Below are 18,401 nucleotides of genomic sequence, written 5' to 3'. Positions count from 1 at the left end.
GTTGTACACCGTATAAGAACTGTTCTACGGTGTACGGCATGACCGCTCCCGCCCCCACCGCCGTCTCCCAGGGCCACCCGCAGCGCTGGCTGATACTCGGTGTCATCTGTCTCGCGCAGCTCACCGTGCTGCTCGACAACACGATCCTGAACGTGGCGATCCCCTCGCTCACCAGCGAACTGGGCGCCGCCACCTCCGACATCCAGTGGATGATCAACGCGTACTCGCTGGTGCAGTCGGGCCTCCTGCTCACCGCGGGCAGCGCCGCCGACCGCTACGGCCGCAAGAAGATGCTGGCCGCGGGACTGGTCCTGTTCGGCGTCGGGTCACTGGTCGCCGGTCTCGCCGACTCCACCGCCCAACTGATCGCGGCCCGCGCCGGGATGGGCGTGGGCGGGGCGCTGCTGATGACCACCACGCTCGCCGTGGCGATGCAGATCTTCGCGCCCGAGGAGCAGCCGAGGGCGATCGGCATCTGGGCGGCGGTGAACTCGCTGGGCTTCGCGACCGGCCCGCTCCTCGGTGGATTCATGCTGAACCACTTCTGGTGGGGCGCGATCTTCCTGATCAACCTGCCGGTCGCCGCCCTGGCCCTGGTCGCGGTCGTGATCCTGGTCCCCGAGTCCAAGAACCCGCGGGGCGACCGCCCCGACCTGCTCGGCGCGCTGCTCTCCACGATCGGCATGGCCGCCCTGGTGTTCGCCATCATCTCCGGCCCCGAGCACGGCTGGACGTCCGGCCGGGTGCTGGTGCCGGCGGTGGTGGCGGCCGTGGTCCTCGCCGCGTTCGCGTACTGGGAGAACCGGATCCCCCACCCCATGCTCGACATGCACTTCTTCCGCGACCGCCGGTTCACCGGAGCGGTGGCGGGAGCGGTCCTCATCACCTTCGGCATGGGCGGCTCGCTCTTCCTGCTCACCCAGCACATGCAGTTCGTCCTCGGCTACGGCCCCCTGGAGGCGGGCCTGCGGACGGCACCGCTCGCGCTGATGATCGTGGCCCTCAACTTCACGGGCGTCGCGGCCAAGTGGTCGGCCAGGCTCGGGACCCCGCTCTCCATCGGCCTCGGCATGGCCGTGATGGCCGCGGGCCTCCTCTCCATCGCCACCCTCACCGACCACGGCTATCCGGGCACGCTGCTCGGACTGGTGCTCATCGGCACGGGGGCGGCGGTCGCGAGCCCCGCGATGGCACACGCGATCATGAGCGCGATCCCGCCGGAGAAGGCCGGGGTCGGCGCGGGGATCAACGGCACGGTCGCGGAGTTCGGGCAGGGCCTCGGGGTCGCGGTCCTGGGCGCGGTGCTCAACGCCCGGTTCGCGGCGGGGATCTCGGTCGCGGCGGTGTCCCTGCCGGGGGCGCTGGCGGCGGCGGGGTCGGCGTCGGAGCGGGCGCGGATCACCGACGCGTTCGCCTCCGGCCTGGAGAGCAGCCAGTTGGTGGGGGCGGTGGCCGTGCTGCTGGGCGGGGTGGTCGCCGGGGTGCTGTTGCGGAGGGCGGAGCGGAGCGAAGTCGCCTGAGGGGGCGGGGTCGTGGTGCGTCGGCGCACGCAGGCCGGTCGTGGCTGGTCGCGGAGTTCCCCCCGCCCCTTAAGTTGGAAGCCACCTGGCATCTTTGCCGGTGAACAGCGGGAACGGACGTTTCTGAAAGGTGCGCCATGGCTAACACAGGCCAGAAGGCCTCGGGTCGGACCAGTGTCTGGCTGGAGGGCAAGGTGCGCCGGGGCGGACGGGCCGGCGGGCAGCTCTCCGGACTCGACCGGGACCGGATCACCGAGGTGACCGTACGGCTCCTGGACGCCGAGGGGCTGGCCAAGTTCTCCATGCGGCGGCTGGCCGCCGAGCTGAACGTGACCGCGATGTCCGTCTACTGGTACGTCGACACCAAGGACGACCTCCTCGAACTCGCCCTGGACGCGGTCTTCGGCGAGCTGGAGCTGCCGGACCCGGACGCCGCCGACGAGGACTGGCGGGACCAACTGCGCACGATGGCCGGGGAGTACCGGGGGCTGCTGGTCCGGCATCCCTGGGTCTCACCGCTGGCCGGCACCTTCCTCAACATCGGCCCGCACTCCCTGGCCCTGTCCCGGACCGTGCACCGGGTCGTCCGCAGGACCGGGCTGCCCGCCCACGGCATCACGGGCGCCATCTCGGCCGTCTTCCAGTTCGTCTACGGCTTCGGCACCATCGAGGGCCACTTCGTCACCCGCTCCGCACAGGCCGGGATGACCCAGGATGCCTACTTCCGGCACGCCATGACGGCGGCGACCGAGTCCCCCGGCGCCGCGGAGATCCTCAAGGAGAACGAGGAGATCATGACGGCGAGGGGCGGCGACACGGTCGAGGAGATGAGAGACAGGGACTTCGAGTTCGCCCTGGACCTACTGGTCAAAGGCATCGAGGCCATGGTGGAGCGCCCTTAGGGGCGCGGGGAACTGCGCGAGAACCCCGACGGACCCGCGGCCGCCGACGAACCGAAGTCCCCGCCCCTCACGCGTCCGGCGAAGCCAACCGCGCCGGGAAGCCGCCGGTGGCCACCGGCCCCCACCGCACCGGAGTGACCCGGATGATCGACTTCCCCTGCTTCAGCATCGCCGACCGGTACTCGTCCCAGTCGGGGTGCTCCCCGGAGATGTTCCGGTAGTACTCCACCAACGGCTCCACGGAATCCGGCGCGTCCACGACCTCCGCGGTCCCGTCGACCTGCACCCACGGTCCGTTCCAGTCGTCGCTCAGCACGACCACGCTGACCTGCGGATCCCGCTTCGCGTTCCGCGTCTTCGCCCGCTCGGGGTACGTCGACACGACGATCCGCCCCGAGTCGTCCACCCCGCACGTCAGCGGCGAGGCCTGCGGTGACCCGTCCGCCCGCCGCGTCAACAGGAGGGCCCGGTGCCGGGGCCGCACGAAGTCCAGCAGCTCTTCCAGGGAGACGGACGTGTTCGTCGCAATGTTCGGTGCCATGGAATCAGCCTAGTTGGAGCGCCACGGCCTGCCACCGCACCGCGTCCCGGCCCAGTCGGTCCGTGCCCTCGGCCACGGTCCGCAGCGGCCTCAGCCCCACCTGTGCCGCCGGCCCGACCACGTCCTCCGGCGGGATGTCGAACATCTGCCGGTCGACGGGCGGCTCCCCGCGCCGCAGGGTGACCAGCAACAGCCCGCCGGACCCGAGCAGTCCGGCCAGCCGCCGCATCGCGACCGGCCGCTCCTGCGGACGCAGGTGCATCCACACCGCGGACAGCAGGACCACGTCGTACGGCCCGCGCACGCCCGGTATCTCCGGCAGCGCGCCCGCCCGCCAGGTCACCCCGCTGCCGGGGTGCAGCCGCTCGGCCACCCGCCGCAGCTCCGCCACCGGCTCCACCGCGTCGACGGTGTACCCGCGTCCGGCCAGTGCCGCCGCGTCCCGCCCGGTCCCCGCGCCGACGTCCAGCACCCGCGCGGGTGCCGGCGGCAGCAGGTCCAGCAGTGCCCCGTGCACGTCCTCGAACGTGACGCTCTCGTAGATCCGCCCCAGGCGCTCGGCCGACTCGGCGTAGTACGCCCGCACCCCCGTGCTCCGTTCCATGCCCCGAACCGTACGTCCCGCCACTGACAACGCCCTCAGCCCTGCGGCAGCGACTCCCCCTGCACCGCCTGGACGTCCAGCTCGACCTTCAGCGTCGTCCCGATCGCCGCGATCCCCGCCTGCACGACCTGGTTGTAGTTCATGGCGAAGTCGTCCCGCCGCAGTTGGGTCGTGGCCCGGAAGGCCGCGCGGGTCCCGCCCCACGGGTCGGCGCCGGTGCCCAGATAGGCGAGGTCCAGGTCCACCTGCCGTACGACACCGCGCATCGCCAGTTCCCCGTGGACCGTCCAGCGGTCCGTGCCGGTCACCGTCAGCCCCGTCGACCGGTAGGTGATCTCCGGGTACCGCGCCACGTCCAGGAAGTCCGCCGAGCGCAGGTGCTCGTCCCGCATCGCGTTGCCCGTGTCGATGGAGGCCGCCCGGATCACCGCCTCCACCCGGGACTTGGTCACGTCGTCCGGGGCGACCTCGATCGCCGCGGTGAAGTCGGTGAAGCGGCCGTGCACGCTGGAGATGCCCAGGTGCTGGGCGACCGCGCCCACGCTGGAGTGGGCCGGGTCGACGGTCCAGGGTCCGGGCGGCGGGAGCTCCGCCCCGCCGATGCGGGCCAGGGTGACCGTGCCGACCTCGGCCCGCCCGCTCGCGGTGACGATCGAACTGGAGGCGGCGGGCGCGTAGCCGACGGCCGTGACGATGACGGTGTACGGCCCCGGCTCCAGCGGAGTGCCGTCCCGTACCGCCCCCTCGGCGTCCGCCTCCGCGCGCAGCACCTGCGTGCCGGTCATGTCGGTCACCGTCACGACCGCGTGCGACACGGCCCAGCCGTCCCGGGTGCGGATCCTCGCGGTCAGTCCCATCTCTCACAACTCCTCGAAGAAGACCGGCCCGTGGCGGGCGCGCGCCTCCGCTCGAAGCGCGCGCTCCCCGCCACGGGCCGGAGCGGTTGAACTACTCGCCGGGGTGGGCGAGTTCGATGTCGTGGCCGTCGACCGCGGGGCCGTTCACCGTCAGGGCCGTCGCCTGCGGGGGGTAGCCCGTCGCGATGACCGTGTACTCGCCGCCGTCCAGGTCGGTGAAGGCGTACGCCCCGTCCGTCCCGGTGGTGGCGGTGCCGACCACGTTGCCGGCCGCGTCCACGAGGGTGACCCGCGCGTCGGCCAGCGGGCCGTGCGGCGCCCGGACGACACCCTGGAGGCGGGCGCCCGAGTCGAGGTCGACCTCGATGCGGGTGACGCCGGTGCCGCCGACCTCGACGGGCAGGGCGCGCGGCCGGAACCCGGCGGCGTTGACCGCGACGGTCACCGCACCCGGCACCAGCTCGCCGAAGGCGAACTCGCCCTGCTCACCGGTGGTCCCGGTGGCCAGCAGATCGCCCCGCACATCGGTGACGATCACCATCGCGTCCTTGACGGGCTCCCCGGTCCGCGCGGCCCGCACGAGCCCGTTCAGCCCGCTGGTGCCGCTGAGGAGGATGTCGTAGGCCACCGGCTCGCCGCCCACCAGGACGGTGGACGCCTGCGGCTGGAAGCCGTCCGCGGAGGCGATCAGGACGTACGACCCCACACCCGGCGCCTCGACCTCGTACGAGCCGTCGGCCCGGGTCGCCGACCGGCCGAGCTGCCGTCCCGCGAGCGAGATCAGCGTGACCGCGGCGTCCGGGACCGGCGCGCTCTCGTTGCCGCGCACGAAACCGCGGACCGGGATGCCGCCGGAGCCGTCACCGGAGGCCTCCGGACGGGCGAGGGTGGCCACCGCGGACAGCCGCTGGGTGCCGTCGGCGGCGGTCTCGGTGTCGGAGGCGACGGTCTCGGCGGCCGGCCGGCCCGGGGTGGGCGCGACGGCCGTGGTCTCGGCCGGAGCCTCGGCGGGAGCGGGCGTCTGCTCGGTCGCCGCCTGCGCCAGCGCGCCCTTGGTCCGCAGCGGGACCTCCTTGATGAACAGGGTGATCAGGAACGCCATGGCCGCGAGGGCACCGGCGATCAGGAACACGTCGGCGATGCCGTGGCCGTAGGAGCTCTCCACCAGCGTGCGCACCGGGGACGGGAGCTTGGCCAGGTCCGGGATGCTGTCGGTGGAGGAGCCGGAACCGGACAGGGCGGCCTGGTACTTGGGGTCGAGCGCGGCGACGCCGTCCGACACGTAGTGCGTGATCCGGTGGGCCATGACCGCGCCGAGCGCGGAGACACCGACCGCACCACCGAGGGAACGGAAGAAGGTGACCGTCGAGCTGGCGGAACCGAGGTCGCGCGCGTCCACCTGGTTCTGCGTGCACAGCACCAGGTTCTGCATCATCATGCCGATGCCGAGACCCAGCAGGGCCATGAAGATCGACATCTTCCAGTAGGCCGTGTCGTACCGGATGGTGCCGAGCAGACCGAGTCCGGCCGTCACCAGCACACCACCGCTGACCAGCCACGCCTTCCAGCGCCCGGTGCGGGTGATGAACTGCCCGGAGACGGTGGAGGAGACGAACAGTCCGCCGATCATCGGGATGGTCATGACGCCGGACATCGTCGGGGAGTTGTCGCGGGCCAACTGGAAGTACTGGCTGAAGAAGACCGTGCCGGTGAACATCGCGACACCGACGAACAGCGAGGCCAGCGAGGCCAGCGTGATGGTCCGGTTCCGGAACAGCCGCAGCGGGATGATCGGCTCGCTCGCCTTGGACTCGATCAGCACGAACAGCAGTCCGAGCACGATCGAACCGCCGACCATCGTGTACGTCTGCCACGAGAGCCAGTCGTACTTGTCACCGGCGAAGGTGACCCAGACCAGCAGGAGCGAGACGGCGGCGGCGACGGAGGTGGCGCCGGCCCAGTCGACCTTGACGTCCCGCTTCACGACGGGCAGGTGCAGGGTCTTCTGGAGCACGATCAGCGCGATGACGGCGAAGGGGACACCGACGTAGAAGCACCAGCGCCAGCCCAGCCACGAGGTGTCGGTGATGACACCGCCGAGCAGCGGGCCGCCGACGGTGGCGACGGCGAAGGTCGCGCCCAGGTAGCCGGAGTAACGCCCGCGCTCACGCGGGGAGATCATCGCGGCCATCACGATCTGCGCGAGGGCGGACAGTCCGCCGACGCCGATGCCCTGGACGACACGGCAGGCGATCAGCATGCCCGGGTTCTGCGACAGACCGGCGGCCATCGAGCCCAGGACGTAGATGATCAGAGCTATCTGGACGAGCGCCTTCTTGCTGTACAGGTCCGCGAGCTTGCCCCACAGGGGCGTGGTCGCGGTCATCGCCAGCAGCGAGGCGGTCACGACCCAGGTGTAGGCCGACTGGCCGCCGCCGAGGTCGCCGATGATGTGCGGGAGCGCGTTGGTGACGATCGTGGACGACAGGATCGCCACGAACATGCCGAGCAGCAGGCCGGAGAGGGCCTCCATGATCTGCCGGTGCGTCATCGGGGCGTACTCGCCGGAGCCTCCCCCGTGCTTGGCGTGGGCCCGCACACCAACTGGTGTGGTCGTTGCCATGGGCTTCCTTCTCTTACTGGGTGATCGCGGGTGTACGGGTGGTCTGTTCGAGTACGAGGGGTGCGGGCGGCCGGGGTTCGGGGCCGAGGGCGCGGGTGTCGTGCGAGCGGGTGTCGTGGGCGCGGGTGTCGTCGAAGCTCGCCCGCAGCCGGGCCATCAGCGCGGTGAGCTGGGCCACCTCGTCGTCGCTCCAGTCGCCCAGCCGCTCGGCGAGCATGTGGCACGTCCGCCGGGACAGTTGGTCGAGGAGCGACTGGCCGGCCGGCGTCAGGCGCAGGATGCGCGAGCGCTTGTCCGCGGGGTCGGGGGAGCGCTCGATCCAGCCGCGCTCGGCGACGTGCGCCACGTGGCGGCTGGTGACCGACATGTCCACGGCGAGCAGCTCGGAGAGCTTGCTCATGCGCATGTCGCCGTAGCGCCCGAGCAGGGTCAGTACGGCGGCGGAACCGGCGGGGCACTCGGACGGCATCATCCGTCCTATCTCCCGCTTCACGGCTCCGAAGGCGCTGAACTGACGGATCAGCTCCTCGTAGCGCGCCTGCTCGGCCATCACACCTCCCGTATTCGTTGCTTAGGGCAACCATAGGGGCGCTTGGTTGCTACAGGCAAATAAATCGGGGTGAGAGCGGCATAAAAACTTGGCAAAGGCAAGTATTGCGAACGTAAACCTGCATGTAGGGCCTGCTGATACCCCCGTCGGCCCCGCACTTGGGCGCCACTGCCGGATTCGCTAGGGTCTCTGGGCATGGCTGACAACCAGGGCCCCCAGGGCAACTACGACCCCGCCGGCAGCACCCAGATGTTCCGCGCGTTCGTCGACGAGGGCCCTCAGGGCCGACAGCAGACCGCACCCGCCGCCTCGAGCGGCCCGCGCACCGGGCTCATCATCGGCGTGGTGATCGCGGTGGCGATCGTCGCGGCGGTGGCTTGGCTGGCACTGAAGTAGCGACGACGGCGGGGGTGCGTGGGGGCGGGCGTCTTTTGCGCAGTTCCCCGCGCCCCTGAAATGCCTGCGGCGGCCCGTTGCTGACCGGGGTGGGCTCGTGCAGCCCACCCCGCCCCTTGCCGCCATAGACGACTGACGGCACCCGTCGTGGCGCGGGTGACTGTGCCCACTCAGGGGCGCGGGGAACTGCGCGACCAGCCGCCGCTCACCCGCACCCGTCCTGCGACGGAACCCGGCGCCCCGTGGGCAACCGGATCTCTCAGTCCGAGATGAGGCCTTCCCTCAGTTGGGCCAGGGTGCGGGTCAGCAGTCGGGAGACGTGCATCTGGGAGATGCCGACCTCCTCGCCGATCTGCGACTGGGTCATGTTGGCGAAGAAGCGCAGCATGATGATCTGGCGCTCCCGGGGCGGGAGTTTGGCCAGCAGCGGCTTCAGGGACTCCCGGTACTCCACGCCCTCCAGGGCCGTGTCCTCGTAGCCGAGGCGGTCCGCGAGGGAGCCCTCGCCGCCGTCGTCCTCGGGGGCAGGCGAGTCCAGCGAGGACGCGGTGTACGCGTTGCCGACCGCGAGGCCGTCGACGACGTCCTCCTCGGACACGCCCAGCACGGAGGCGAGTTCGGCGACCGTCGGGGAGCGGTCCAGCTTCTGGGAGAGCTCGTCGCTGGCCTTGGTGAGGGCCAGCCGCAGCTCCTGCAGGCGGCGCGGGACACGCACCGACCACGACGTGTCGCGGAAGAAGCGCTTGATCTCGCCCACGACCGTCGGCATCGCGAAGGTCGGGAACTCCACGCCCCGTTCGCAGTCGAAGCGGTCGATCGCCTTGATCAGGCCGATGGTGCCGACCTGGACGATGTCCTCCATCGGCTCGTTGCGTGAGCGGAAACGGGCCGCCGCGTAGCGCACCAGCGGGAGGTTGAGCTCGATGAGGGTGTCCCGGACGTACGCGCGCTCGGGGCTGTTCTCGTCGAGTGCGGCGAGCCGCAGGAAGAGGGAGCGGGACAGGGTGCGGGTGTCGATGGCTCCGGACACCATGGGGGGTGCCGGGAGGGCCGGGACCGGCGCGGCCTCGACGGCCGTGACGTCGTCGAGCACGGGCTCAGCCTCGCTCTTCGTGAGCGTGAGCACCTTCGAGCTGCCCTGATCTGCGGACATGCCACCCCCTTTGGGTCGCGGGACGGTCGCGGCGAACGCCCCGTGGTGGAACGTCAGCCTTCACCTGAATACCGGAGCCGAAGCCTCGGCAAACGCGCTTCCCGCAGAATGTCACATGTCGGCAACACGCTGTAGTGACATGTCGACATGCGAGACCCGAATCCGCCCTGGATAAAGGGGGTCTGACGGTTTTTCGGCACAGAAGTGTCAGGAACGGCATGGATGAGCGATTCGCTCGCGCCGGTTACGCCTCGATACTGCTTGCGAACTGCGGTGTTCCGGAACGTGCGACCGTGCGCCCCTTATGCATCCGCTATCCGACGCGAACTATGCGTCGATCCGATTGGCGGATCGCAGCCGCTGGAAGCTACGCGCGAGTAGCCTCGAAACGTGCATCTGTGAGACGCCGAGTTCCGCGCTGATTTGCGACTGGGTGAGATTGCTGTAGTAGCGCAGCAGCAGGATTCGCTGTTCGCGTTCCGGGAGTTGCACCAGGAGATGGCGGACCAGATCGCGGTGCTCCACGCCGTCCAGCGCCGGGTCCTCGTAACCGAGCCGGTCGAGCAGGCCCGGCAGCCCGTCGCCCTCCTGGGCCGCCTCCAGCGAGGTGGCGTGGTACGACCGTCCGGCCTCGATGCAGGACAGCACCTCGTCCTCGCCGATGCGCAGCCGCTCGGCGATCTCGGCGGTCGTGGGGGTGCGTCCGAAGGCCGTCGTCAGGTCCTCCGTCGCCCCGTTGACCTGCACCCACAGCTCGTGCAGCCGGCGCGGTACGTGGACGGTGCGGACGTTGTCGCGGAAGTACCGCTTGATCTCGCCGACCACGGTCGGCATCGCGAAGGTCGGGAACTGCACGCCCCGGTCCGGGTCGAAGCGGTCGATGGCGTTGATGAGCCCGATGGTGCCGACCTGGATCACGTCCTCCATCGGCTCGTTGCGGGAGCGGAAACGGGCGGCCGCGTAGCGCACGAGCGGGAGGTTGGCCTCGATGAGCGCCGCGCGCACCCGGTTGTGCTCCGGCGTGCCCGGCTGGAGCTCCTTCAACTGGCCGAAGAGCACCTGGGTGAGCGCCCGGGTGTCGGCGCCGCGACTGCGTGGGGCGGCCTCCTGGGGGGCCTCCTGGGGAGGCGCGGTACTGGCCGCCACGGTCAACGCCACCTCTTCGTTGGTCAACTCATCCGTCAAAAGCGGTCATAGCATCACAAGACATGTGCACTGTGTGCAAGCACCGCATAACGTTGGGTTACGCCGTGTTGAGGGGCAACTTGGGCTCAAAGACGCAGAAAAGCCTCCCGCCGTTCCCGGCAGGAGGCTTCGGAGCGAGGGCGCTCAGTACGCGTAGTCCGCGATCACCCAGGTGGAGAATTCCTTCCACAGCGCCACGCCCGCCTGGTGCTCGGGGTGTTCGACGTACGTCCGCAGCGCGGTCTCGTCCTCGAACCCGGAGTTGATGGCGAAGTCGTAGGCGATGGGGCGGTCGCTGAGGTTCCAGCCCAGTTCCCAGAAGCGGATCTCGGGGATCTTGCCGTCCAGCGCGCGGAAGGCCTCGACACCGGCGACCACGCGCGGGTCGTCGCGCTCGACACCCTCGTCGAGCTTGAAGAGGACGAGGTGACGGATCATCTGGGCTCCCAGCTAGTGCGCGCCGTCGGCCAGCCAGGTGAAGAAGTCGCCCACGGCCTTGGCGGCGTCCGATATGCCCTGGAACCCTATCTGCACGTAGTCGGCGGCCTTTTCCGGGTCCGTGATGATCACGTACAGCGCGAAGACCACGAGCACATAGACGGCGAGCTTCTTACCGTTCACCGCCACCGCGGCCTCCCCCGCTTGGTACCTCTGTTGCTTCTGGGGCGCGAGTGTAACGGGGGTGATCAGTACGCACGAAGGGCCCCGTCTGTCGACGAGGCCCTTCTCAAGCGGTAGCGGAGGGATTTGAACCCTCGGTGACTTGCGCCACACTCGCTTTCGAGGCGAGCTCCTTCGGCCGCTCGGACACGCTACCGAGGGAGACCTTACAGCAAGGTGGGGGTTGCTTTGAAATCCGTATTCAGCGGTCCCGGAAGAACTCCGTGAGGAGCCCCGCGCACTCGTCCGCGAGCACGCCCTCGATCACCTCGGGACGGTGGTTGAGGCGCCGGTCGCGGACGACGTCCCACAGGGAGCCGGCCGCGCCCGCCTTCTCGTCGCGGGCGCCGTAGACGACCCGGTCCACCCGGGACTGCACGATCGCGCCCGCGCACATCGTGCAGGGCTCCAGTGTGACGACGAGCGTGCAGCCGGTCAGCCGCCACTCGCCGAGTGCGGTGGCGGCCCGGCGGATCGCCAGGACCTCCGCGTGGGCGGTCGGATCGCCGACCGCCTCGCGTTCGTTGTGGCCGGCCGCGAGCACGGTCGTACCGTCCGGGGACAGTACGACGGCGCCCACCGGCACGTCCGGGCCCGCCCGGCCGGCCTCGTCCAGGGCGAGCCGCATCGCGGCCCGCCAACGGTCGCGCACCGGGTCCGGGCGGTCGTCCTTTCCGGTCCCTGAGGTCAGCGGACGGTCTCCAGGACCTCCGAGGCGCCCAGGGACTCGGCGATCTCGGTGAGGGCGTCCTCCGACAGGGACTTCAGCTCCTTCTCGCTGACGCCCAGGTCGTCGAGGACCAGCGGGTCACCGACCGGGCCGTGCGGCACGGCCTCCCCGGAGCCGCCCGCCTCGGCGGTGACGTCATCGTCGTCGTCCTCGTCCTCCCCGTCCTCGGTGCCGTCGAGGTCGAGGGCGTCGAGGTCCGGGCCGTCGTCGCCGGGCTCCCTTCCGAGCAGTTCGTCGGTGAGCAGGATCTCGCCGTACGAGCTGCGGGCAGCGGCGGCGGCGTCCGAGACATAGATACGAGGGTCGTCCTCGCCGTCGATGCGGACGACGCCGAACCAGGCGTCCTCCTGCTCGATCAGCACGAGCACCGTGTCGTCCTCGGCCGCGGCTTCCCGGGCGAGGTCGGCCAGATCCGACAGCGTCTCCACATTGTCGAGGAGCTCCGTGTCGCTCGCTTCCCACCCGTCTTCGGTGCGCGCGAGCAGTGCGGCGAAGTACACCGTGACTCTCCCACTGGTCATAGGCGTGCCGGTTGGGGGTCCCCCCGGCGGAGGTTCGGGTGGGGAGAGCTCGGCTCCGAGCCCCACCCACTCGGAATCGTGGCAGAAACAAGGCGTTCAGGGGACGTCTTCGGCACCCTGTGTCCGGTGGTTTTGATCGCACGCGCGTCGGCACGTCGGTGAAGTACTCACCAGCGCACTCGTCGCCGCCACGAGCGGGATCGTACGCGGCTTTCCCAAGGCCCCACGCACGGCCACCTGTTCAAGGCGCCCTCCGTGCGCCCGCGGTGCGTCTTCCGCGCGCCGCGGGCGCCCCGGGGCGCGTGATCTTTCTTACCAACGGAAGGTCCGCATGCGCATCGCGTGCCGCAGCCGGGCCACCTTCGCGCGGCGTGGCTGGACCCGGTCGCGCAGCTCTCGGGCCTCCGCGAGGTCGCGCAGGAACTGCGCGCGTCGGCGCCGGCGCTCGGCGTCGGTCTCCTGTGACGACGGTTCCTTCTCAGGCAGGTCAGGCATCGGTTCACCACCCCAGTCCGTCCCTCCCACTTTCCCCCGGACGGGCGGTTTGACGCCAGCGCGAGGGCTTCCGTGGACCCGGCTACTGTTGTGGACATGCGTCTCCACGTCGTCGACCACCCTCTGGTCGCCCACAAGCTCACCACGCTGCGCGACCAGCGCACCGACTCCGCGACCTTCCGCCGTCTCGCCGACGAGCTGGTCACCCTGCTCGCCTACGAGGCCACGCGTGACGTGCGCACCGAGGCGGTCGACATCCGGACCCCGGTGGCCGCCACGACCGGTGTGAAGCTGTCCTACCCCCGGCCGCTGGTGGTGCCGATCCTGCGGGCCGGGCTCGGCATGCTCGACGGCATGGTCCGGCTGCTGCCCACCGCCGAGGTGGGGTTCCTCGGCATGATCCGCAACGAGGAGACGCTGCAGGCGACCACGTACGCCGCGCGCATGCCGGAGGATCTCTCCGGGCGGCAGGTGTACGTCCTCGACCCGATGCTCGCGACCGGCGGGACGCTGGTGGCGGCGATCCGTGAGCTCATCAAGCGCGGTGCGGACGATGTGACGGCGGTGGTGCTGCTGGCCGCGCCGGAGGGCGTCGAGATCATGGAGCGCGAGCTGGCGGGGACGCCGGTCACGGTCGTCACGGCCGCGGTCGACGACCACCTCAACGAGCACGGCTACATCGTTCCGGGCCTCGGCGACGCGGGGGACCGGTTGTACGGGTCGGCGGAGTAGGCACCGGCGCGGGTGCGTGGGGGGCGGGCGTTCGCGCAGTTCCCCGCGCCCCTGAACGCCTGCGGCAGCCCGCTGGGGCAACGGTGACTGCACCCCCCAGGGGCGCGGGGAACTGCGCGACCAGCCCCCACCGACCCGCACTCGCCGCGCAACCGGACCCGGTACCCCCGTGGGGCGACTCAGCAGCTCTTCTTCGACCCCGTGGCCGTCGGTGTCGGGGCCGTCAGGGCGGTCAGGGCCTTGTCCGCGGCCGCCTTGGTGTTGAGGCTCTTGAAGCCGTTTCCGATGATCAGGTCGATCTCGGTGTTCTTGCGCGTGTCCGTGCGCGTCTCGGCGGCAGCCAACTGCGTCGCGAGGACCGGCAGCGAGGTCTTGAGGGCGGACGACGGCCCGAGCAGTATCCCCGTGCCCTTGACCTTCTTGTCGTAGGTCGCCGTCGCGTTGCCCACGTCCCCGATCTTGAAGCCCCGCTTCTTCAGCTCGTCCGCCGTCTTCTTGGCGAGCCCGCCGCGAGGCGTGGCGTTGAGGACGTTGACGGTGATCTGGCCCGGCTTGGGCAGCGGGGCCGCGGAGGCGGACGGGGACGCGCCGGACTTCTTCGCGCAGTCCGCGGAGCCGGCCGCGGAGGCCCGGTCACCGCCGCCCGTGAACACGTCGATGAGCTGGAGCGTGCCCCAGCCGACCAGGCTCAGCGCGGCGACGGAGGCCACGACACCGACCACGAGCCTGCCGCGCCGCCGGGGCCGACGCATCCGGGGGTACTTGTCGCCCGTGATCCGGTACTTACCGCCCATGCCGGGGGGCGTCAGCATGCTCATGGGCGCAGCGTAGTGCGCTCGGGCGGCGATTCCTACTAGATGATCATTGACCACCGCACAGGAGAACCCGAAAGGGTCAAACCTTTACAGCGCCGTCACTCAGTCCAGCTCGAGCACACGCGCGTGCAGCACCTGCCGCTGCTGGAGCGCCGCCCGCACCGCGCGGTGCAGACCGTCCTCCAGGTACAGGTCGCCCTGCCATTTCACGACGTGCGCGAACAGGTCGCCGTAGAACGTGGAGTCCTCGGCGAGCAGGGTCTCCAGGTCGAGTTGGCCCTTGGTCGTCACGAGCTGATCGAGGCGGACCGGGCGCGGTGCGACGTCCGCCCACTGCCGGGTGCTTTCCCGGCCGTGGTCGGGGTACGGCCGGCCGTTTCCGATGCGCTTGAAGATCACACGGAAAGCCTACCGGTCAAGACCTTCCGGGCGCAGCCATGGCGAGCGAGTGCGACGCTGGAAAAAAGCCGCGAAAGTAGGCCAAACGGGAGCAGGGGTTGGGTATGAGCGAGCGAAAGACCCCGCCGCGGGGCGAGACGGGTGCCGCCTCGGCAACCGCCGACCGGTCCATGCCGGAGGCACAGTCGACCTCCGCCGCACTGCCCCGGCAGGCCCTGGAGATCGCCTCCGGGTACGCCTTCACCGGCCCCGCGCTCGATCTCGGCGCACTGCTGTGGGACGGCGTCTGCCTCCCGGACGCGCAGGTCAGGATCCCCCTGTCGATGCTCAACCGGCACGGCCTCGTCGCCGGTGCCACCGGCACCGGCAAGACCAAGACGCTCCAGCTCGTCGCCGAGCAGTTGTCGGCGCAGGGGGTCCCGGTCTTCCTCGCCGACATCAAGGGCGACGTCTCCGGCATCTCCGCGCCCGGCGTGCGCAACGCAAAGGTGCAATCCAGGGCCGCGGAAGTGCACCAGAGCTGGGAGGCCACCGGCTTCCCCGCGGAGTTCTACGCCCTCGGCGGCATCGGGCACGGCATCCCGGTCCGGGCCACCGTCACCAGCTTCGGGCCGCTGCTGCTGTCCAAGGTGCTCCAGCTCAACCAGACCCAGGAGCAGTCCCTCGGCCTGATCTTCCACTACGCCGACCAGAAGGGGCTGGAACTGGTCGACCTCAAGGACCTGCGGGCCGTCGTCGCGTTCCTCACCTCCGACGAGGGCAAGGCCGAGCTGAAGAACATCGGGGGCCTGTCCACCGCCACGGCCGGGGTCATCCTGCGGTCCCTCACCGCGTTCGAGGCGGAGGGCATGGCCGACTTCTTCGGGGAGCCGGAGTTCGACACCGCCGAGCTGCTGCGGACCGGGGACGACGGGCGCGGGCTGGTCTCCGTCCTGGAGCTGGCCGCCGTACAGGACCGGCCGCGGCTCTTCTCGACCTTCCTGATGTGGCTGCTCGCCGATCTGTTCCACGACCTGCCGGAGGTCGGGGACGTCGACCGGCCGAAGCTCGTCTTCTTCTTCGACGAGGCGCATCTGCTCTTCAACGGGGCCTCGAAGGCGTTCCTCGACTCCCTCACGCAGACCGTGCGGCTGATTCGCTCGAAAGGAGTCGGCGTCTTCTTCGTGACGCAGACCGCGAAGGACGTACCCGCCGACGTCCTCGCCCAGCTCGGCAACCGGGTCCAGCACGCGCTGCGGGCCTTCACGCCGGACGACCAGAAGGCGCTGAAGGCGACCGTGCGGACCTTCCCCGACTCCGCGTACGACCTGGAGGAGCTGCTCACCGGCCTGGGCACGGGGGAGGTGGTGGTGACGGTGCTGAGCGAGAGGGGGGCGCCGACGCCCGTCGCCGCGACCCGCCTGCGCGCGCCCGAGTCCCTGATGGCTCCCGTCGACGCCGGCGCGCTGGACGCGGCGGTCAGGGCCTCCGCGCTGTACGGGCGTTACGCACAGGCTGTGGACCGCGAGTCGGCTTACGAGAAGCTCGGCTCCCGCGGCGCCAAGGGCCCGGACGAGATGAAGGCCCCGCCGGCCCCGGCTCGGCCCGCCCCGGCTCGCGCGGACGACCCATCCGTCGTCGAACAGGTCGTCGGCAGCGGCATGTTCAGGTCGCTGGCGCGGTCGGTGGGCACGCAGATCGGGCGGGAGATCACCCGCTCGCTCTTCGGTACGGCCCGGAGGAGGCGGCGGTAGCCCGCGGCCTCCTCCGGAGGGTCAGCCGCGCTTCTCCTCCCTCACCGGCTGCTGTTCCTTCGGGATCTGCGGTTTCGGCGCGCTGCGTGCGGCCTCGGCGCGCAGCAGGGCGCGCAGGACCGCGTACGGGTCGACGGGCATGGCGATGTTCCTTGTTCCTCGCGTGTGTGCTGAGCGGGCCTGGGGAAACCGGCTCCGTCAGCAGCGCAGGACCACGGAACGCAGGACGGGCAGCGCGTACGGCGGCCTCGGGGGCGCGGGGAGGACCCGGTCCGCCGGCACACCGTGCACCGGCTCCGGCCACGCCACAGGCCGCAGGGGTACGACCGCACGGTGCGCGGCCCGGGCCGGTGGCCGCAGGGCCGTGTCGAGGACGTCGTACTCGACGAGCTCCCCGGCGGGCACGGGCGGCATCGCGTGCGCCTGCAGATGCGCACCAGGGACCAGCAGCGCGAGCAGCAGCACGAGCACCCGCAGCCAGTCACGGCTGCCCGGGGGGCGTCGTACGGAACTCACACAGCTCGTCTCCCCCTTCGGCACGCCCGTTTCATCACTTCGGCCCGCCGGTTCACCCGACCGGAGGGGGGCGGTGCCGCCCTCTCGGCCGGGCGGCCGTCGGCAGGTCACACCGTGTGGGGGACCTGGTGGGCCCGGCTGCGGATGCTGAGGGCCGTGATGATCTCGACCGCTCCCACGACGACCAGCCAGATGCCGCCGACGAGGGTGAGGACGGCCACCGACTCGAAGGGGGAGTCGATCAGCACGATCCCGGCGACGAAGGTGAGCGCGCCGAGGAGGATGTGCCAGCCGCGGGCCGGCATCGAGCGGTCGGAGGCGGCGGCCAGGGTCTGGGTGATCCCGCGGATCAGCCAGCCGATGCCGATCCACAGGGCGAGCAGCAGGATCGACCGCATCGGGCCGCGCAGACAGAACAGGCCGAGCAGGATCGACAGGGTGCCGCTGATGAAGGCGAGGACGCGCAGCGCGGTGGTCTTGTGCGTGCCGAAGGCCGCGACCAACTGGAAGACACCGCTGACCAGGAGGTAGACGCCGAAGAGGACACCGGCCGCGAGCAGGGAGGCGCCGGGCCAGACCAGGACCAGGACGCCGAGGACCAGGGAGGCGGCCCCGGTGAGCAGGACGACCTGCCAGGCCGCCTGGGCGAGGGTGTGCAGGGGACCCTCGAAGGGCGGCTCGGGTGCGTGCGGCGAGGTGCCCGGCGAGTGGCCCCCGTGGACCTTGCGGTCGTCGGAACGGTCGGCGAAGCGGTCGTCGAACTCGGTCATGGTCCATGCTGGGACCGCCGTTCCCCGCGCTGCCACCCGGGACGGGCCACCCGGCTGACCAGGGACCGCCCGCTCTCTAGGACGTGCCGGACGCCTTCGCCGCCTTGGCCGCGGCCTTCATCTCCTGCTTGTGCGCGCGGACCTTCGTCAGCGACTCGGGACCGGTGATGTCGGCGACGGACCGGAAGGACTCGGGCTCGCCGTAGGAGCCCGCCGCCTCCCGCCAGCCCTGCGGCCGGACGCCGAGCTGCTTGCCCAGCAGCGCCAGGAAGATCTGGGCCTTCTGCTTCCCGAACCCGGGCAGCTCCTGCAGGCGGCGCAGCAGCTCGCGGCCGTCGTCCACGCCCTTCCAGACCAGCTCGGCCTCACCGTCGTAGTGCTCGACGAGGTACTGGCAGAGCTGCTGGATGCGCTTGGCCATCGAGCCCGGGTAGCGGTGCACGGCCGGCTTCTCGGAGAGCAGCGCGACGAACGCCTCCGGGTCCTGGGCGGCGATGTCGTGCGCGTCGAGGTCGCTCGCGCCGAGGCGGTCCGCGATGGTGCGGGGGCCCTTGAACGCCCATTCCATCGGGACCTGCTGGTCCAGGAGCATCCCGACCAGCGCGGCGAGCGGGGAGCGGCCGAGGAGCTCGTCGGCCTCGGGGTCCTGGGCGAGGTGAAGGGTGACGTCCATGTCCCCGATCATGCCCCCGCCGGCAG

Annotated in this window: 22 protein-coding genes and 1 tRNA gene; 5 read left to right on the top strand and 18 right to left on the bottom strand. The window is 70.8% G+C overall.

All coding sequences use genetic code 11. From position 1 onward, the window contains the following. Positions 1–38: 38 nt before the first annotated feature. The gene (locus ACZ66S_RS17915; RefSeq protein ID WP_469902480.1) at positions 39–1,520 is read left to right on the top strand and encodes an MFS transporter; all 1,482 of its coding nucleotides are present in this window, start codon (positions 39–41) and stop codon (positions 1,518–1,520) included. Between the two features lie 137 nt (positions 1,521–1,657). After that, on the top strand, positions 1,658–2,422 hold the full coding sequence (locus ACZ66S_RS17910; RefSeq protein WP_469902479.1) for a TetR/AcrR family transcriptional regulator: 765 nt from the start codon (positions 1,658–1,660) through the stop codon (positions 2,420–2,422). A 67-nt stretch (positions 2,423–2,489) separates the two neighbouring features. Here ACZ66S_RS17910 and ACZ66S_RS17905 read toward each other — a convergent pair whose 3' ends face one another. From ACZ66S_RS17905 to ACZ66S_RS17885, 5 genes are all read right to left on the bottom strand, one after another. Next, a complete protein-coding gene (locus ACZ66S_RS17905) occupies positions 2,490–2,963 on the bottom strand; it encodes a PPOX class F420-dependent oxidoreductase (protein WP_469902478.1) in 474 nt (157 codons plus the stop codon). 4 nt (positions 2,964–2,967) lie between these two features. Continuing rightward, complete coding sequence (locus ACZ66S_RS17900) at positions 2,968–3,567, bottom strand: class I SAM-dependent methyltransferase (RefSeq protein ID WP_469902477.1); 600 nt, start codon at positions 3,565–3,567, stop codon at positions 2,968–2,970. Between the two features lie 35 nt (positions 3,568–3,602). Continuing rightward, entirely contained in the window at positions 3,603–4,424 is an 822-nt protein-coding gene (locus ACZ66S_RS17895; RefSeq protein ID WP_469902476.1) for a YceI family protein, read from the bottom strand. 91 nt (positions 4,425–4,515) lie between these two features. Further along, positions 4,516–6,975 (bottom strand): MFS transporter, encoded by a 2,460-nt coding sequence (locus tag ACZ66S_RS17890; RefSeq protein WP_469903014.1) that lies wholly within the window; start codon positions 6,973–6,975, stop codon positions 4,516–4,518. Positions 6,976–7,060: 85 nt separating this feature from the next. Then, positions 7,061–7,597: a MarR family winged helix-turn-helix transcriptional regulator gene (locus tag ACZ66S_RS17885; protein ID WP_469902475.1), complete on the bottom strand. Its 537-nt coding sequence runs from the start codon at positions 7,595–7,597 to the stop codon at positions 7,061–7,063. Between the two features lie 195 nt (positions 7,598–7,792). On the opposite strand from ACZ66S_RS17885, the gene ACZ66S_RS17880 reads away from it, so the two are divergent. Next, complete coding sequence (locus tag ACZ66S_RS17880) at positions 7,793–7,993, top strand: hypothetical protein (protein WP_469902474.1); 201 nt, start codon at positions 7,793–7,795, stop codon at positions 7,991–7,993. 259 nt (positions 7,994–8,252) lie between these two features. Here the strand turns inward: ACZ66S_RS17880 and ACZ66S_RS17875 are convergent, their stop codons facing one another. From ACZ66S_RS17875 to ACZ66S_RS17840, 8 genes are all read right to left on the bottom strand, one after another. Further along, positions 8,253–9,146, bottom strand: a complete 894-nt coding sequence (locus ACZ66S_RS17875; protein WP_469902473.1) for an RNA polymerase sigma factor SigF — start codon at positions 9,144–9,146, stop codon at positions 8,253–8,255. Between the two features lie 327 nt (positions 9,147–9,473). Beyond that, a complete protein-coding gene (locus ACZ66S_RS17870; protein ID WP_469903013.1) occupies positions 9,474–10,304 on the bottom strand; it encodes an RNA polymerase sigma factor SigF in 831 nt (276 codons plus the stop codon). A gap of 171 nt (positions 10,305–10,475) precedes the next feature. Continuing rightward, positions 10,476–10,769, bottom strand: a complete 294-nt coding sequence (locus tag ACZ66S_RS17865) for a Dabb family protein (RefSeq protein ID WP_469902472.1) — start codon at positions 10,767–10,769, stop codon at positions 10,476–10,478. A gap of 12 nt (positions 10,770–10,781) precedes the next feature. Further along, positions 10,782–10,958, bottom strand: a complete 177-nt coding sequence (locus ACZ66S_RS17860; RefSeq protein WP_469902471.1) for a hypothetical protein — start codon at positions 10,956–10,958, stop codon at positions 10,782–10,784. A 105-nt stretch (positions 10,959–11,063) separates the two neighbouring features. After that, a tRNA-Ser gene (locus tag ACZ66S_RS17855) sits at positions 11,064–11,148 on the bottom strand. A gap of 45 nt (positions 11,149–11,193) precedes the next feature. Next, positions 11,194–11,619: a tRNA adenosine(34) deaminase TadA gene (gene tadA / locus ACZ66S_RS17850; RefSeq protein WP_469903012.1), complete on the bottom strand. Its 426-nt coding sequence runs from the start codon at positions 11,617–11,619 to the stop codon at positions 11,194–11,196. Positions 11,620–11,678: 59 nt separating this feature from the next. Continuing rightward, a complete protein-coding gene (locus tag ACZ66S_RS17845) occupies positions 11,679–12,221 on the bottom strand; it encodes a tRNA adenosine deaminase-associated protein (RefSeq protein WP_469903011.1) in 543 nt (180 codons plus the stop codon). A 333-nt stretch (positions 12,222–12,554) separates the two neighbouring features. Continuing rightward, positions 12,555–12,737 carry a hypothetical protein gene (locus ACZ66S_RS17840; protein WP_469902470.1) on the bottom strand — a complete coding sequence of 61 codons (183 nt, stop codon included), beginning with the start codon at positions 12,735–12,737 and terminating at the stop codon, positions 12,555–12,557. Positions 12,738–12,833: 96 nt separating this feature from the next. Here ACZ66S_RS17840 and upp point away from each other — a divergent pair, with 96 nt between their 5' ends. Then, entirely contained in the window at positions 12,834–13,469 is a 636-nt protein-coding gene (gene upp, locus ACZ66S_RS17835; protein ID WP_053850800.1) for a uracil phosphoribosyltransferase, read from the top strand. Positions 13,470–13,648: 179 nt separating this feature from the next. On the opposite strand, the gene ACZ66S_RS17830 is transcribed toward upp, so the two are convergent. Together ACZ66S_RS17830 and ACZ66S_RS17825 are read right to left on the bottom strand one after the other, a co-directional pair. Continuing rightward, the gene (locus tag ACZ66S_RS17830; protein WP_469903010.1) at positions 13,649–14,263 is read right to left on the bottom strand and encodes a LytR C-terminal domain-containing protein; all 615 of its coding nucleotides are present in this window, start codon (positions 14,261–14,263) and stop codon (positions 13,649–13,651) included. Positions 14,264–14,386: 123 nt separating this feature from the next. After that, entirely contained in the window at positions 14,387–14,683 is a 297-nt protein-coding gene (locus tag ACZ66S_RS17825) for a type II toxin-antitoxin system VapB family antitoxin (protein ID WP_003999914.1), read from the bottom strand. Between the two features lie 170 nt (positions 14,684–14,853). Here ACZ66S_RS17825 and ACZ66S_RS17820 point away from each other — a divergent pair, with 170 nt between their 5' ends. After that, the gene (locus ACZ66S_RS17820) at positions 14,854–16,416 is read left to right on the top strand and encodes a helicase HerA-like domain-containing protein (protein ID WP_469903009.1); all 1,563 of its coding nucleotides are present in this window, start codon (positions 14,854–14,856) and stop codon (positions 16,414–16,416) included. 198 nt (positions 16,417–16,614) lie between these two features. Here ACZ66S_RS17820 and ACZ66S_RS17815 read toward each other — a convergent pair whose 3' ends face one another. The 3 genes from ACZ66S_RS17815 to ACZ66S_RS17805 form a co-directional block, all read right to left on the bottom strand. Beyond that, positions 16,615–16,932 carry a hypothetical protein gene (locus ACZ66S_RS17815; protein WP_469902469.1) on the bottom strand — a complete coding sequence of 106 codons (318 nt, stop codon included), beginning with the start codon at positions 16,930–16,932 and terminating at the stop codon, positions 16,615–16,617. Positions 16,933–17,039: 107 nt separating this feature from the next. Further along, positions 17,040–17,702, bottom strand: a complete 663-nt coding sequence (locus tag ACZ66S_RS17810) for an HdeD family acid-resistance protein (protein ID WP_469902468.1) — start codon at positions 17,700–17,702, stop codon at positions 17,040–17,042. Positions 17,703–17,778: 76 nt separating this feature from the next. Next, on the bottom strand, positions 17,779–18,375 hold the full coding sequence (locus ACZ66S_RS17805) for an HhH-GPD-type base excision DNA repair protein (RefSeq protein ID WP_469902467.1): 597 nt from the start codon (positions 18,373–18,375) through the stop codon (positions 17,779–17,781). Positions 18,376–18,401 lie beyond the last annotated feature (26 nt).

The sequence above is a fragment of the Streptomyces sp. NPDC107471 genome, from assembly GCF_055582845.1.
This window is presented reverse-complemented; position numbering and strand designations above follow the sequence as displayed.